This window comes from Vibrio sp. MOR3 (assembly GCF_001557775.1).
Classification (GTDB): domain Bacteria; phylum Pseudomonadota; class Gammaproteobacteria; order Enterobacterales; family Vibrionaceae; genus Vibrio; species Vibrio jasicida.
The window spans coordinates 67440-84173 of record NZ_LNRD01000018.1; the positions used below are offsets into that span (position 1 = coordinate 67440).

Sequence of the window (16734 nt, forward strand, 5' to 3'; positions counted from 1 at the left end):
CGTATTATGACGCAACAACAAGACTATATGATCCAGCTGAAGGACATGAATAAGTGGTATGGTGAGTTTCACGTACTAAAGAACATCAACCTCGATGTAAAGAAAGGCGAAAAGATTGTTATCTGTGGTCCTTCTGGCTCTGGCAAATCGACCATGATTCGTTGTATCAACCGCTTGGAAGAACATCAAGCAGGCAATATCTATGTGTCAGGCACCGAATTAACCGAAGACCTAAAGAACATCGAAGCCGTTCGTCGCGAAGTCGGCATGTGTTTCCAGCACTTTAATCTCTTCCCTCACCTAACGGTCCTCGAGAACTGTACACTTGCCCCAATTTGGGTGAAGAAGATGCCAAAGGAAGAAGCGGAAGCCATCGCGATGCAGTACCTAGAGCGTGTTAAGATCCCAGATCAAGCAGATAAGTATCCAGGTCAGCTTTCAGGAGGTCAACAACAACGTGTAGCGATTGCACGCTCTCTTTGCATGAGCCCAAAGGTAATGTTGTTTGATGAACCGACATCAGCGCTCGATCCAGAAATGGTACGCGAGGTTCTTGATGTAATGGTTGAACTGGCGGAAGAAGGCATGACCATGCTTTGTGTAACACACGAAATGGGCTTTGCTAAAGAAGTGGCTGACCGAGTTATCTTTATGGATGCGGGTGAAATTATCGAAGAGAATAACCCTGTCGACTTCTTCGAGAATCCGCAATCGGATCGAACCCAGAACTTCCTTGCGCAAATCCTTCACCATTAATTAGTCGCAAAAACGCTAAAATAGTGAAGCGTCGATTCGAAAAAATCGGCGCTTTTTGTTTGCCTCAGGTCGATGTTACTAAAATCCAGTTGATTCAATACGTTGTAAATTTGTTCGATTTTACAAAAAAGTTCGTGAGGTAACCTTCATCCCTTTGATTGCCAAGCCCTTCCTAACTATGCAAGACAGTAATATTGTGTTACAAGTTGCCACATACATAACACACTATTTCTATTATTATTTTGTTCTAGAGATAGACGTGTCGGGCTTGATTTTTTGAACTTTCGGGCCCATATATGTCTATATATCAAAGATAAGACGGTCCCTTATAGAGGAAGATTATGAACAGTCCTATGTTTTCACGCACTACTACTCAAGAGAGTGCTCTACAAACCAACAAAGTATTGCGTAATACATATGCACTACTTTCAATGACTTTACTATGGTCAGCACTGGTTGCTGGCGTTTCAATGGCGTTTAACTTGCCACGTCCGGGCATTATCCTGATGTTGGTTGGTTTCTACGGCTTACTATTCTTGACTGAAAAGAACCGTAACAACAGCATGGGTTTGGTATTCACATTCCTATTTACTGGTTTCTTGGGTTACACCATCGGTCCAATTCTAAACATGTACATCGGTGCTGGTATGGGCGATGTGGTTCTTACTGCACTTGGCGGTACCGCACTGTCATTCATGGCAGCTTCTGCTTACGCTCTAACGACCAAACGCGACCTATCTATGATGGGTGGCCTGATGTTGTCTCTATTCGTTGTTCTAGTGGTGGGCATGATTGCGAGCATCTTCATCCAATCAACTATCCTGCACCTAGCAATGAGCAGCTTGTTTATTGTTTTCTCTACCATGGCTATTTTGATGACTACACAAGGCATCATCCGTGGCGGTGAAACAAACTACATCTCTGCAACGATTACGCTATACGTTTCAATCTACAATATCTTCATCAGCCTACTAAGCATTCTAGGCATCATGAACGACGACTAATTCGTTAGATTGAATCCAAAACTCAAAAGCCCGAAGTTATACTTCGGGCTTTTTCTTTTCACTTTTTAGCAGTGTCTATTCTGGTTCATAGATGGGCGCATCGTAGTCATACCCTTCATCGCTGTATGCCGTAACCATCGCGTCTTCAACTAATCCTGTCTCGGCTTTCACTTGAGTTTCAAAGAAATGTTGAATCTGCTTTCTTCGCCCATGCGCTGCCCAAGATTCTGCATCTTCCCAAATTTCATTAAACACAATCGGATAGTCATTTCTCATCGCACTGGGGTGATCAATTTGCCGAGTGAGCATATATTGGATGCATCCCTCTTCTCGATAGGAATCTGGCTCTAGTGCTTTGAGTACTTCAAATAACTCGGCTTCTTTTCCTTCTTTTGGTTTAAATTGAGCTAAAACATAGACACGGCTTGTCATTCGATTTCCTTCATTGTTGAGTAGTGCTATCAAAAAGGTAAACGAACAATGAAAAAGTTCACGTCCAGTAACGATAAAGTGCGATACACATCGCCAGCAATAGCTGAATAAAACAAAAGGCAGTGAAATAACGATAACTCTGCTCTATTCCCACTAATAAAACAGAGACATTATTCCAAATTCAGCATAAAAATGCAGATACCAAAATACTCACCCCGATAATTTTCCAACAACGTGAATAAACTTACATTTTTGTGAATAATGAAAAAGTAGTTAGGCTCAACGCCTTTACCTTTACGTGAGCTCTCGATTGTGTAAATTTACTTCGCTCAGAAGCTTTCATAGATTCTTTTGTTGAGTCTAAGCTTCGCTCTACGCTACCCTATACACACCAGTGTTTACTTAGCGGATACAAAGCGATGTTCGTATACAACGGCAAAGAAATAGAAACCGATTCTCAAGGTTACTTACTTGATCACACCCAGTGGGAAGAAGGTATGATTGCGCTTCTAGCAAAAGATGAAGAAATCGAACTTACCGAAGCTCACTTAGAAGTAGTTCACTTCGTGCGTAATTTTTATGAAGAGTTCAATACATCACCAGCAGTTCGAATGCTTGTGAAGGCGATGGAAAAAGCGCACGGCCCAGAAAAAGGTAACAGTAAATACCTATTCAAATTATTTAAAAAAGGCCCTGCAAAACAAGCGACAAAATTGGCAGGATTGCCAAAACCAGCGAAATGCTTGTAGTACTCTAGTTTGCAAAAACACGACTAAAAAGATCACTGCTTATAAAACTATAAGATCTTAAATCCGCGGAAAGGTTTGTAAGATACACTCTCTTGGGTAACGCTATCTACTGTTGCCGTCCGCGGTCCATCCTCCAACCACGCCGAAAACGCTGCGATTTGCGCCTCTGTACCACAAGCGATTACCTCAACATCACCATTGTTCAAATTCTTTGCATACCCCGTTAAACCTAACTTCAAACCTTGATGTGACGTGTGGTATCGAAATCCTACCCCTTGAACATGCCCTACTATCAGAAACTTCTCACACTTTAGTACCATCCGTATACCGCTCCCTATATTTGAGTGATATATTATTTGCGTCTATTTACCCCACTAAGGATAGTGGGTTTTTATATGGTTATAATAATTATGAAAGAAATTCCCTTCCGTTGGATTGATAAGTATCTCATCCATTTAAAAATTCAAGAAAAGTTCTATTTACTCTTCTTTCTTCCTCTTCTTGCATTGGTCATTCTCACTTTAGTCTTAAACAGTGCTGCTGACTCCATGATTTCTGGTTTGTATCAGGAAGAATTAATGCTGATGAAAGGGCTAATCGAGGCTGGTAACCTTTCGCAATCTCAAGTTGCAAACCTTATTGCTGGCTCAGACACCATTACCTTTGGTACTGGTCCAGATTCCGTGTCCGTGCTGAATGGCGCATTTAGCCTTGTAGCAAACCATGAGCAGTCTTTATGGACCGCACTTTCTACAACGCAAGTCAGTATTATTCTTGTGACTCTATTCATCATGGCGATGGGTGTTTACTACATCATGACTTTCATCGGTGGTGCGATGTTTACGATGAACAAAGCGCTCAACACGCTGGCAGATGGTGATCTAACCGCGCGTATGAATTTCTTCCGTGTTCGTGATGAGTTCAGCGAAATCGCGATTACTATCGACAAAGTAGCGGATCGCGAACAAAAGATGGTTCAGTCGATTCAAGAATCCGTAGCGCTGATGCAGCAAATCAGCTCTGACCTTAACCTTTCGATTCACAACAGCTCTGAGATCTCTAATACCCAACAAGAGCACCTTAACTCACTAGCAAGTGCAACAGAGCAGATGGCTTCCACGATTCGTGAAGTGGCAACGCTGGCTCATGACTCAAGCACACAAACTGATGATGCTCGCAGCGTCGCGCAATCAGGTCAGGTGAAAGTGGAAAATACCCTTCACTCTATCTCGAACCTTTCTACTGAGATCCAATCGGCATCTCAAGCGGTTGAAGAGCTAGATGCAAACGCAGCGCAGATTGATGAAGTGGTCACAACCATCAACGGTATCTCTGAGCAAACTAACCTACTCGCCTTGAACGCTGCAATTGAAGCGGCTCGTGCAGGCGAACAAGGTCGTGGCTTTGCGGTTGTTGCTGATGAAGTTCGTGCTCTTGCAGGCCGCACTCAACAAGCGACAGTTGAGATTCAAGCAATGATTGAAGCGCTACAACGTAACAGCCAATCACTGACTAAACTGATGGAAGTAACGGTTCACAATGCGAACGAAGGCCAAACTCTGATGGCTGAAGTGAACCACGAAATCGGCTCACTAGCAGACAAGAACCAAACTATCTCAGACAGCAGCATTCAAATTGCGACAGCAGCTGAGGAGCAAGGTGTCGTGGCAGACAATATCGCATCAAGCGTTGAAGAGATTCGCATACAAGCAAACAATGTATGTACGATGATCAGCACAACGTCGCAAAACGTTGAGCAGCTTCGAGCTCAAAGTGACACCATGGAGTCGCTACTGACTGGCTTAAAAGCGTAATCGCTAAAACGAATAACTAGGGTCACTTCGGTGGCCCTTTTTTGTGTCTGGAAAACCCATCCGTTACTCCACTCATCAGTTTATAATTAAAGCCTCTACAAATGATTGGATTGTCGATGGATATTGCTTTTGCGGGCAACATCCCGGACAATACGCCCCTTTCAAAATTCAACAAGAGCTAAAGAAATGACAGCTGCTATCTATTTGGTAAAAGGTCGTGAGAAATCGGTTAAGCGCAAGCACCCTTGGATCTTCTCTCGAGGCATCAGTAAAGTTGAGGGCGAACCAGCGCTCGGCGAAACCGTTGATGTATTCACTCACGACGGAAAATGGCTAGCTAAAGCAGCGTACTCACCAGAGTCTCAAATTCGTGCTCGCATCTGGAGTTTTGAAAAAGAAGAAATCAACAAAGCCTTCTTCGTTAAGCGCTTCAACAACGCTCAGCTTCTTCGTGAAGACATTATCGAACGCGATGGCCTAACTGGCTACCGTCTTATCGCGGCAGAATCTGATGGTATGCCTGGCGTTACTATCGACCGTTACCAAAACTTCTTTGTGTGTCAGCTTCTAAGTGCGGGCGCAGAATACAACAAGCAAGTGATTGTTGATGCTTTGGTTGAGTGTTTCCCTGACTGCAACGTTTACGAGCGTTCAGACGTCGCGGTACGTAAGAAAGAAGGTTTGAAAGAAACCACTGGCGTACTGCACGGTGAAGAGCCACCAAAATCAGTGGTGATTGAAGAGAACGGCGTAAAAATCAGCGTAGACATCGTTGGTGGTCATAAAACGGGTTTCTACCTAGACCAACGTGACAGCCGCCAACAAGCGATGAAGTACGTGAAAGACAAAGAAGTTCTGAACTGTTTCTCGTACACCGGCGGTTTTGGTCTGTACGCACTAAAAGGCGGCGCAAAACGCGTTATCAATGCGGACGTGTCGCAACCTGCTCTAGACACAGCGAAGTTCAACGCAGAACTGAACGAGTTTGACATCTCGAAAAAACGCGCTGTGTTCCTAAACGCTGACGTGTTCAAACTGCTACGCGAATACCGTGACCAAGGTACGAAGTTCGATGTTGTTATCATGGACCCACCAAAGTTTGCAGAAAGCAAAGCACAGCTAAACGGTGCATGTCGTGGCTACAAAGACATCAACATGTTGGCGATGCAAATTCTAAACCCAGGTGGCACACTACTGACCTACTCTTGCTCAGGCTTAATGGACCAAGTTCTGTTCCAAAAAATCATTGCTGACGCCGCAGTAGATGCAAACCGCCAAGTTAAGTTCGTAGAGCGTTTTGAGCAAGCTGCCGATCACCCAACGGACACGGCTTACCCAGAAGGTTTCTACCTAAAAGGTTTTGCGTGTAAGGTCCTATAATCGGGCTTAGTCATAGCCAACGATAAAGAATTGAAACAAAGAAAAAGGGCCTGTTGGCCCTTTTTTATTATGAATCTAAATAAACTTTCGTGAGAGCCGATAAGACATCTCTTTCAAAGTCCATATTTCCGATGATCAAGTCGCTAAACTCGGAAGCTCCTTTTTCAATGACGATCGTTTGGATGGAATTACCCTCGTTGTGGGTGATTTCAAGCGATAGATCTTCGCCGTCCACATTTAGGTCGATACTATTGAGCAGCTCTTCAATGGTGTTATGCCCTGCATCTTCAACAACTTGGTTTAGATCTAGAGTGTCGAGGTCTCGTTCAAAGCCACGCACCAAGTCCGTGCCGGAATCTAGTGAGTCATTAACCCATCTAAATATGTCCGCTTCGTTGTCATTACCTATTAAAATGTCATGGCTTACATCCACTTCCGCTTCGATGATGTTCGCAATACCACCGCTCGCCGCGTTTACGCCACCATTTTCGTCAATCACAAACTGAAGTGTATTTTCAGATTGGTCACCATCGTTATCGGTCAGTACGTAATCGAAGTCTAACGTTTCTACTGTGTCGCCTACCGCACCATAGAAGGCATATGCGCCATCATCCAAATCGACTTCCAACGAGTGCTTACTGTCGATGTAGATAGTGAGCAACTTCGTGATATCGTCAAACGCATGTGAGATGTCGTTGTTGTTGTCTACAACCGTCAAGTCTGTACCGTCAAATGAATAAGTGACACCGTCATGTTCTATTTCGCTGATGTAACCGCCATCTGCACCAATACCTGTATCCGGTGATGTGGTGTACATGAGGTTACCACCAACAGGTTGAATCACGGACTGCAACATAACTGGAGGCAGCTGAGTAACGTCAGGCACGACTACACCATCAAGGTCTTGGTTTAAGAAACCATCGTAAGCAACACGGTCTAACTGATCAGGCATCAGGTTCACACCCATACCATAAGCCAGCGCCGTGATCTTATTATCAGAATCGGTCAAGTGATCTATCCAACTGTTCTCACGAGCATCGTTGATGAATGATGAGGCTGGATTTGGTTGACCATCAGATAAGAAGTAGCTCACGTTTGATGCACTAGGTAATTTACCCGCATCATCCCAAGAGTCCTTCGCTTCATTAATTGCGCGATTGTAATTGGTTGCACCGCCAGCACTAAGCGTATCAATGTACGCTTTCGCTTCATCTACGGTTAACCATGTTGCCCCAGCAATAGCGTACGTTGTTGCCGAACCACTGTATTTGATTATTTGAACCCGAGTTTGGCCAATCGATTCGTACTGATTTAATAACTGAGTTGCCGAGTCCTTCATTATTTGAAGTCGATTACCCGTACGCATCGAGCCTGAAACATCCATGATCAATTGAACGTTAGCGCTCTCTTTTGTTTCCGCGACCACATCATGAACAATGGATGTCGAATCAGGTGAATCATCTTCAATAACAACATTTGCTACCGCGGAATTCGTCAACCCAAGAGCATTCGAAACAACGACAGGCACCTCAATGTTTAAAGAGTCCTCGCCAGAAGTATCTGGATGATCTACTGGGCCAAGAAGTTCAGTAGAGATTGCCCCCGTATCACTAACCGAAATCTTAATGACCTCTTCTCCATCCGCTGAACCAACAAGCAATTGGTCGTTGTTGGACAAGGTCCATGTGATTGCCTCACCGTTACTGGTTAGGTTCGCAGTTGGGACATTCAGTGCGATAGAGTCAACCGTTTGACCAAGTGTTAACTGATCCATATCTAACGTTGAGTCTGTAGTGTCCATAAAACCATTCAGCGCGAAGTCATCGGCAATGGCATTACCCAAACCTTCTTCAGAAACATTAAGCGTGACGCCTTCAACAATCGGAGGCGCATATGGATTAACCGCAAAATTCCCCGTTTTACTGTCACCATCGTTATCGGTAATCGTGTAACTGAAGTCGATATCACCATCACCACTTGGAGAAGTCAGAGGTACGTACTGGAAGAATTCCCACTTCCCGGTACTTGGCGTTAATTGAACTTCAAACGCCAACTCGCCGTTCGCTTCACCGACTAACCTGTTTGGGTTTTGAGGATCAATCGCAACACTGATAGCCTCGCCATCAAGCGTTTCTAGACCACTCTCTGCACCATTAAGAACGATACTTCCTGGGCCATCAGCACCATAGAGTGCGCCTAAATTCCCCTCTGCTGTTGCAATTGGAATGGCGGAGTCAGCCCCAGTAAAGGTGATAGATTTGACGGTAAAGTCACTGTTGTCTGCGGTGTTTGACCCGTTACCATTACCTGTGGCTTCAAGAATAACCTTATCAAAACCACCCTGTTGAACACTGAAGTTAGCCGCATAATCACCACTTGCCGCATCAGAGTTAAAGGCTTGCTGTGCGATCAAAACACCATCTCGATAGAAAGATGCAAGACCTTCTTCTAACTCACCACCAAACATTTTCTCGAATTCGATCTCAGCACCAAAGGCAATCTTATCGCCCAAGTCGATGATCAGTTGTTCTGAGACACCGGTATCATTGGCAAAACGATAATCCACCTCATTAGCAAGCGGATAACCGTTATTACCGACACTTTTCACACCAATACCTGATGAAGTTTGATTAATCTCTGCGGCGCCAAGATCGGTAGACTCATTAGACAAAAATCCCAAGGCAGTCACTTCGACATCTCCGAAAGTTCGGCTGAATGCATCGGATTCATTACCAACAAAACTAATATTGCCGGTGAGGATTTCCGGGATATCTGCCAGCGACACATCTACGGCTTGAGAAGACGTTGGAACATGTGGACAGTCATCCTCGACAACCACGTTCATACTTTGGGAGCTCGTGGTTTGACCATCACTCACTGAGATCTGCACATCAAAGTCGATCAAATCTTCGACGTCATTAACTGGATGATCGAGTGGCTCTAAGAGTGTGATGGTGTAACCCCATGTTCCTTGCCCTGCGGCATTTGGTTCTGTCAACACGACTGTTGCTACACTGGCAATACTTGCCGTTGATGCGGTGAGTGTTTGAGTATTGGCGTTCCAAGACCAAGTAACAGGTTCACCTCCAGATGCCAATCCATTTGGTCCGGAAAGTACAACACTCACGTTCGTCGTATCAGGGTCACTGACTGTGAATGAGCCAACAAAGCTCGCCGAGTTCGTGGAGTCTGAAGGAGTTCCCATAGTATCGGCGATACCATCAGGTAACCCTTCTTCAGAAACAATCGCATCAACCACATTGCCGATGGCCGGAGGCGCGTCGTTATCTAAAATCGTACCAGTACCTTGCACTGGCGTATTTTGGATAGAGGTTGCACCATCAAGCGTGAAGTTTTCAGAACTCTCAAAGACAGTATCATTGATGGTGTTTACAGTAACGCTGTAAGTTGTATCGTTCGCCGGTACGGTAACGTCAAAAGTACCATCTGGATTCACAGCCACCACTTGCGTTGAATTGTCCGCATAAGTAATAGTTGCTGAGGTCTCAGTGTAATCAACGCCACCATCTGCTGTACCATCAGCGAGTGTCATACTCACAACAGTATCTGTCGTACTCGGATTGCTTAACGTGACATTTAATGTGGCAGGATCACCTTCATTGACTGTCGCGCTGCTAATTGCAGCAACAACTGGATGGTCGTCATCTGGCTCAGGACCTGGGCCAGTACCATCATCAACAATGGTCCCCGTGCCTTGTGCTGGAGTATTTTGAGTCGATGTTGCGCCAGACAATGTGAAGGTCTCAGGACCTTCGAAGACATCGTCATTGGTAGTATTCACAGTAACGCTGTAAGAGGTGTCGTTCGCAGGTACAGTAACATCGAACGTACCATCTGGGCTCACAGCCACCACTTGGGTTGAGTTATCCGCATAAGTGATGGTGACTGAGGTATCGGTGTAATCCACACCACCGTCGGCAGTGCCATCAGCAAGTGTCATGCTGACAACTGTGTCGGTCGTGCTTGGATTGCTTAGTGTGACATCTAATGTCGCAGGATCACCTTCATTGACTGTCGCGTTGCTAATTGAAGCAACAACTGGACGGTCGTCATCTGGCTCAGGTCCCGGGCCGCTACCGTCATCAACAATCGTACCGGTACCTTGGACAGGAGTATTTTGAGTTGACGTAGAACCAGTCAGCGTAAAGGTTTCAGGTCCTTCAAAAACATCGTCATCGGTGGTGTTCACAGTAACACTGTAAGTCGTGTCATTCGCAGGAACAGTCACATCGAACGTACCATCCGGATTTACTGCGACCACTTGCGTTGAATTGTCCGCATAAGTGATGGTGACTGACGTGTCGGTATAATCCACGCCACCATCTGCTGTGCCATCAGCAAGTGTCATGCTCACAACTGTGTCCGTCGTACTCGGATTGCTCATGGTGACATCTAATGTGGCAGGATCACCTTCATTGACTGTCGCGTTGCTAATTGAAGCAACAACTGGACGGTCATCATCTGGATCAGGTCCCGGGCCGCTACCGTCATCGACAATGGTACCCGTGCCTTGTGCTGGGGTATTTTGAGTTGACGTAGAACCTGACAATGTAAAGGTTTCAGGACCTTCAAAGACATCGTCATTGGTAGTATTTACAGTAACGCTGTAAGTTGTATCGTTCGCCGGTACGGTAACATCAAAAGTACCATCTGGATTCACAGCCACCACTTGCGTTGAGTTATCTGCATAAGTGATAGTCACTGAGGTGTCTGTGTAGTCCACACCTCCGTCGGCAGTACCATCAGCGAGTGTCATGCTCACAACTGTATCGGTCGTGCTTGGATTGCTTAGTGTGACATCTAATGTCGCTGGGTTACCTTCATTGACTGTCGCGTTGCTAATTGAAGCAACAACTGGACGGTCATCATCTGGATCAGGTCCCGGGCCGCTACCGTCATCGACAATGGTACCCGTGCCTTGTGCTGGGGTATTTTGAGTTGACGTAGAACCTGACAACGTGAAAGTCTCTGGACCTTCAAAGACATCATCACCGGTAGTACTAACGGTGACGCTATAAGTCGTGTCATTCGCAGGAACAGTTACGTCAAATGTGCCATCCGGATTTACAGCCACAACTTGGGTTGAGTTATCTGCATAAGTGATCGTCACAAAGGTGTCTGTGTAGTCCACACCACCATCTGCTGTGCCATCAGCAAGCGTCATGCTTACAACTGTATCTGTCGCACTTGGGTTACTTAACGTGACATCTAATGTGGCAGGATCACCTTCATTGACTGTCGCGTTGCTAATTGAAGCAACAACTGGACGGTCATCATCTGGATCAGGTCCCGGGCCGCTACCATCATCGACAATCGTACCTGTGCCTTGCGCTGGGGTATTTTGAGTTAAGGTAGCGCCTGACAGTGTGAAGGTTTCGGGTCCTTCAAAGACATCATCATCGGTCGTATTAACGATAACACTGTAAGTGGTGTTATTAGCTGGAACAGTCACATCGAATGTACCATCCGGATTTACAGCCACCACTTGGGTTGAGTTGTCTGCATAAGTGATAGTGACCGAGGTGTCTGTGTAGTCCACGCCACCATCGGCAGTGCCATCAGCAAGTGTCATGCTCACAACTGTGTCCGTCGTACTTGGGTTACTTAACGTGACATCTAATGTGGCAGGATCACCTTCATTGACTGTTGCGTTGCTAATTGAAGCGACAACTGGACGGTCGTCATCTGGCTCAGGTCCCGGGCCACTACCATCATCAACAATGGTACCCGTGCCTTGTGCTGGAGTATTTTGAGTTGAAGTGGAACCTGACAATGTGAAGGTTTCAGGGCCTTCAAAGACATCGTCATTGGTAGTATTTACAGTAACGCTGTAAGTTGTATCGTTCGCCGGTACGGTAACGTCAAAAGTACCATCTGGATTCACAGCCACCACTTGCGTTGAATTGTCCGCATAAGTAATAGTTACTGAGGTCTCAGTGTAATCAACGCCACCACCTGCTGTACCATCAGCGAGTGTCATGCTCACAACTGTGTCCGTCGTACTCGGATTGCTTAGTGTGACATCTAATGTGGCAGGATCACCTTCATTAACTGCCGCGCTGCTAATTGACGCGACGACTGGACGGTCGTCATCAGGATCTGGGCCCGGACCGCTACCATCATCGACAATCGTACCGGCACCTTGGACAGGAGTATTTTGAGTTGACGTAGAACCAGTCAGCGTAAAGGTTTCAGGTCCTTCAAAAACATCGTCATCGGTGGTGTTCACAGTAACACTGTAAGTCGTGTCATTCGCAGGCACAGTAACGTCAAACGTACCATCTGGATTTACAGCCACCACTTGTGTTGAATTGTCCGCATAAGTGATGGTGACTGAGGTATCGGAGTAATCCACGCCACCGTCAGCAGTACCATCAGCAAGCGTCATACTCACAACTGTGTCGGTCGTGCTTGGATTGCTCAGGGTAACGTCTAACGTTGCCGGATCACCTTCGTTGACTGTCGCGTTGCTAATTGAAGCAACAACTGGACGGTCATCATCTGGATCAGGTCCCGGGCCGCTACCGTCATCAACAATGGTACCCGTGCCTTGTGCTGGTGTGCTTTGTGTCGATGTTGTACCAGTCAGCGTGAAAGTCTCCGCACCTTCCAAAATATCGTCATCGAAGGTATCGACCGTAACACTGAAAGTCGTTGTGTTTTCGGGTACATTTACCTCAAACGTACCGTCTGGATTCAGTAACACGACTTCGCTGGTATTATCTGAAAACGTGATCGTGACGGTTGTGTCCGAAAAATCCACATCACTTGTCGCAGTATCACCTGCAAGTTGCATGGTAACTACGGTGTTTGTTGTACTCGGGTTACTGAGATTTACGACAAGCGTAGCCGCCTCGCCCTCATTTACCGTTGCATCCGTAATAGATGCAACATTAGGTCGATCATCGTCTGGATTTTGACCAGGACCATCACCATCATCGCTTACGGTTGCTGTTCCTTCTGCGGGCTCTTCTTGAGTAGGTGTACTTGCAGTGAGCGTAAACGTTTCATCCCCTTCAAGTATTTCATCATTGTTCGTTACGACCGTGATAGAAAAGTCAGTATCATTTGCAGGAACCATCACTGTGAAAGAACCGTCCTCTGCAACGCTTACAGATTGCGATGTACCGTCTGAGAAGGTAACCAAAACAGATGTGTTATCGAAGTCACTCCCTCCTGTTGCACTGCCGTCGGCAAGTGTAAGAGTGACAGACGTTTCAGATTCACTTTGATTGCTTAAGACGACCTCAAAAACCGCAGGCTCTCCCTCATTAACGGTGACATCTGAGATAGAAAGCACAGTAGGGCGATCATCATCAGGATTCTCTCCCGGACCATCCCCATCATCGCTGATGGTTGCTGTGCCAGTGACAGGGGCTTGTTGATTTGGCGTTGAACCACTGAGAGTGAAAGTTTCATCACCTTCTAAAAGTTCATCATTAAACGTTTGTACAGTGACAGTAAAAGTGGTCGTCTCACTTGGTACAACAATAATGAAATCACCATTTTCATCGACGCTCGCTTGCTGCTCTGTGCCATCTTCAAAAGTAATCGTCACGATGTTATTGAGGAAGTCAACGCCACTGTCTTCTTGTCCACCTGACGCACTGCCATCATCCAAAGAAAACACTAACTCGGTTTCTTCGCTTGTTGGCCCATCAAGAGTGACATCAAAGTTTACATCTTCACCTTCGCTTACCGTTGGACTTGATATGTCCTGTATGATGACGTCAGCAATTTGACTCGGTTGTGAGACAAAACCACTAAAATACAACTCTAACAAGGTTAAGATCTGTGTCTGTGAAAGGCCAAGAGAGGCCAACCCTACTGTTTCGAAATCAGTCGCAGCAAGACTTTCAGCACCAGTCCGATCGATTACGCCACTCGCCTGAGGACTCGAACCCTCACTCTCACCCGCTGCTGGTTCAAATTCTGTTCCTAACAGTGTTGGGTCATCACCTTGTGCTATCGCCTCTACAACTCTCGCAACGTCGTCTGTAATTTCTATAGGCTCCTGACTTTCCTGAGTCACAATCCGCACGTTAGGCGTAGATTCATTCGATAAATCAGAGACTAGCACTTCACCTTGAGCCGGAGCTTCGCCCTGTTCCAACTCTCTTAAATTACCGTCTAAACCGATAACCACTGTCTGGCCCAATAATGAGCGTAAGGTTGCATTATTCATAGTTACCTCGACTCGCATCGTGCTGCGTCAAAAGTTTGTCACCTCATCATTTACGACTATAGTTTAGTCAAAATAATCGCAAATTTTGCTTACCTACACGGTTCTCAGAGCTTTACTTTCCTAGGGGCGGGACAAGTGAAGATCGATCAAGCCAAACGGTTCAAAAGCGCTATGACCTTAAAAAATCAGGATTTTTTTTGAGGAATTTCGCTTAAAACATAAGCAAACTTAGTCATATGTGCTACGGTGTTATAAGGGGTCAGGCTGAGAATTAACCTCAAAAGCCTAGGGATAACAGTGAGTTGATAAATAATGCATTCAACCGCTGTTTAATGTCGTTGAATCTCATTTGTGAGAGCGGCAAATTGTATGGATTTTTCTGGGAGAATCGCCGTGAAGTGGAGCCGACTAAGCATAGCGTGCTGCAGTTGCCTAATAGTGTCATTTCCTATTTTCGGTCAAACGTTAGAACAGGCTGTAGCCTTAACGCTGAAAACAAACCCTGATTTGAAAGCTGCATTTAACGAATTCACAAGTAGTCGTTACGTTAACGACGCTTCATCAGGCGCATATTTACCACAAATTGATTTGGACGCTGGTATTGGTTACGAGGGAATTGATCCAGCCGAGAGTGTCGGACGTGGACAAACCGACTTAACCCGTAAAGAAGCGGCCGTGACCTTAACCCAACTTATCTGGGATGGGTCTGCAACTCTGAACGACATCGATCGAACTGCGGCAGACGCAGAGTCACTGCGTTATCAACTCCTTGCTGATGCATCGGACAAAGCGCTAGAGGTGACAAAAGTTTATTTAGATGCGGTGAAAGCCTATGAAATTTTGACCTTGTCTGAAAACAATCTAGCGGTGCACAAACGCATTTACTCAGATATTAAAAAGCGTGTGAACTCCGGTATCGGTTCCACTGCAGATTTGACGCAGGTAGAAGCACGTTTAGCAAAAGCGCACGGCAATCTTGCTGCTGCACAAAACAACCTCTATGACACACATACCATGTTTACTCGGTTAGTGGGTCAATCCCCACAAGGCCTAATTTTCCCTAGAGCTGATGAGAACTTCATTCCATATACTGTCGATGAAGCTGTAGGAATCGCTTTTGAGGAACACCCAGTGGTGAAAGTAGCGGTTGCTGATGTCGACTCAGCTAAGTTCCAGTACAAGCAATCCAAAGGGGTTAACCTCCCTACTGTCTCTATCGAAGCTTCACAAACTTGGCGAGATGATGCAGATGGTATTGAAGGTCGAAGTGACGAAACACTCGCAATGTTGCGTTTAAGATACAACCTTTATAACGGAGGCAGCGATGCGGCAAACTCAGAAAATTTCGCCTACCAATTAAACAAGGCGAAAGATTTACGCGCGTCCGCATACAAGAATATAGAAGAAGGGTTACGACTTTCTTGGAGTGCTTTAGATTTAACCTTGCAGCAAAAAGAATTCTTATCTGATCACGTAGACTCCGCAGCAGAGACCGTAATTGCCTACGAAAAGCAATACCGCATTGGCAAACGAACTCTCTTGGATTTGCTCAACACTGAGAATGAACTTTTCGAAGCACGTAAGGATTATCTGGATTCAAAATACGCCGAGCAATACGCAAAATACCGCGTAATGAATGCTACAGGACAACTGCTCAACTCTTTGCGCGTCGATATTCCGCAAGAGTGGCTAGAGAAAGTGGAGTATTAATATGAGAGTAATACCTATTTTTTTCATGGCGTGTTTGATTTCAGCGTGCAGTTCTAATTCTAATACCGAAACGGGCGATGAATACGAGTACATTGAAACACCCACCGCCAATCAAATTGCCGACCTGATCGATGATGATCGAGATGGTGTCATCAATGCTCGAGATTTGTGTCCTGGTACACCGATTGGTTCAGAAATCGATAATGATGGATGTGGGGAATTCTTAAAAACGTCCCAAGAAATGCAAATTCGAGTCTTGTTTGCGAACGATTCAGACGAAATCAATCCTATCTTTTCACAACAGCTCCGTGAGTTATCTGAGTTCTTAAAAGAATACCCAAGCACTTCTATTGAACTTCAAGGATATGCGAGCCGAACAGGGACTTCGCAACATAACTTAGACTTATCCAAACGCCGAGCTGAAAATGTAAGAAGAATCTTGCTTCAAAATGGCATATCACCGAACCGAGTAACCATTGTCGGCTACGGAGATACGATTCTGGCGTCTACTGGCACGGATGAAACAAGTCATGCGCTTAACCGACGAGTCACCGCTACCGTCGTCGGATACAAAGGAGAAGTGAAGAAAGAATGGACCATTTTCACCACTCTTCCTAAAAGCTAGCTAAGCCCATACGCTCACATAAACTAAAAAGGTCTAGTGTTTACTAGACCTTTTTGAT

The 16734-nt window shown here is 45.5% G+C and carries 10 protein-coding genes; 7 read left to right on the forward strand and 3 right to left on the reverse strand.

Annotated elements, in window-relative coordinates; genetic code table 11:
- Positions 1-6: 6 nt before the first annotated feature.
- The gene (locus ATB76_RS23705; RefSeq protein ID WP_038873031.1) at positions 7-756 is read left to right on the forward strand and encodes an amino acid ABC transporter ATP-binding protein; all 750 of its coding nucleotides are present in this window, start codon (positions 7-9) and stop codon (positions 754-756) included.
- A 341-nt stretch (positions 757-1097) separates the two neighbouring features.
- Complete coding sequence (locus ATB76_RS23710; protein ID WP_005446774.1) at positions 1098-1760, forward strand: Bax inhibitor-1/YccA family protein; 663 nt, start codon at positions 1098-1100, stop codon at positions 1758-1760.
- Between the two features lie 75 nt (positions 1761-1835).
- Here the strand turns inward: ATB76_RS23710 and ATB76_RS23715 are convergent, their stop codons facing one another.
- Complete coding sequence (locus ATB76_RS23715) at positions 1836-2192, reverse strand: antibiotic biosynthesis monooxygenase (protein WP_038873032.1); 357 nt, start codon at positions 2190-2192, stop codon at positions 1836-1838.
- A 419-nt stretch (positions 2193-2611) separates the two neighbouring features.
- Here ATB76_RS23715 and ATB76_RS23720 point away from each other — a divergent pair, with 419 nt between their 5' ends.
- Complete coding sequence (locus tag ATB76_RS23720) at positions 2612-2941, forward strand: TusE/DsrC/DsvC family sulfur relay protein (protein WP_038873035.1); 330 nt, start codon at positions 2612-2614, stop codon at positions 2939-2941.
- A 47-nt stretch (positions 2942-2988) separates the two neighbouring features.
- On the opposite strand, the gene yccX is transcribed toward ATB76_RS23720, so the two are convergent.
- Positions 2989-3261, reverse strand: a complete 273-nt coding sequence (gene yccX / locus ATB76_RS23725; protein WP_038881962.1) for an acylphosphatase — start codon at positions 3259-3261, stop codon at positions 2989-2991.
- Positions 3262-3351: 90 nt separating this feature from the next.
- Here yccX and ATB76_RS23730 point away from each other — a divergent pair, with 90 nt between their 5' ends.
- Positions 3352-4755 carry a methyl-accepting chemotaxis protein gene (locus ATB76_RS23730; protein ID WP_038873042.1) on the forward strand — a complete coding sequence of 468 codons (1404 nt, stop codon included), beginning with the start codon at positions 3352-3354 and terminating at the stop codon, positions 4753-4755.
- A 186-nt stretch (positions 4756-4941) separates the two neighbouring features.
- Positions 4942-6135, forward strand: coding sequence for a class I SAM-dependent methyltransferase (locus ATB76_RS23735; protein WP_038881960.1), 1194 nt, complete (start codon positions 4942-4944; stop codon positions 6133-6135).
- Between the two features lie 67 nt (positions 6136-6202).
- Here the strand turns inward: ATB76_RS23735 and ATB76_RS23740 are convergent, their stop codons facing one another.
- The gene (locus ATB76_RS23740; protein ID WP_179946850.1) at positions 6203-14341 is read right to left on the reverse strand and encodes a Calx-beta domain-containing protein; all 8139 of its coding nucleotides are present in this window, start codon (positions 14339-14341) and stop codon (positions 6203-6205) included.
- Positions 14342-14734: 393 nt separating this feature from the next.
- Here ATB76_RS23740 and ATB76_RS23745 point away from each other — a divergent pair, with 393 nt between their 5' ends.
- Complete coding sequence (locus ATB76_RS23745) at positions 14735-16051, forward strand: TolC family outer membrane protein (RefSeq protein WP_039976834.1); 1317 nt, start codon at positions 14735-14737, stop codon at positions 16049-16051.
- Between the two features lies 1 nt (position 16052).
- The gene (locus tag ATB76_RS23750) at positions 16053-16676 is read left to right on the forward strand and encodes an OmpA family protein (RefSeq protein ID WP_038873742.1); all 624 of its coding nucleotides are present in this window, start codon (positions 16053-16055) and stop codon (positions 16674-16676) included.
- Positions 16677-16734: the final 58 nt, after the last annotated feature.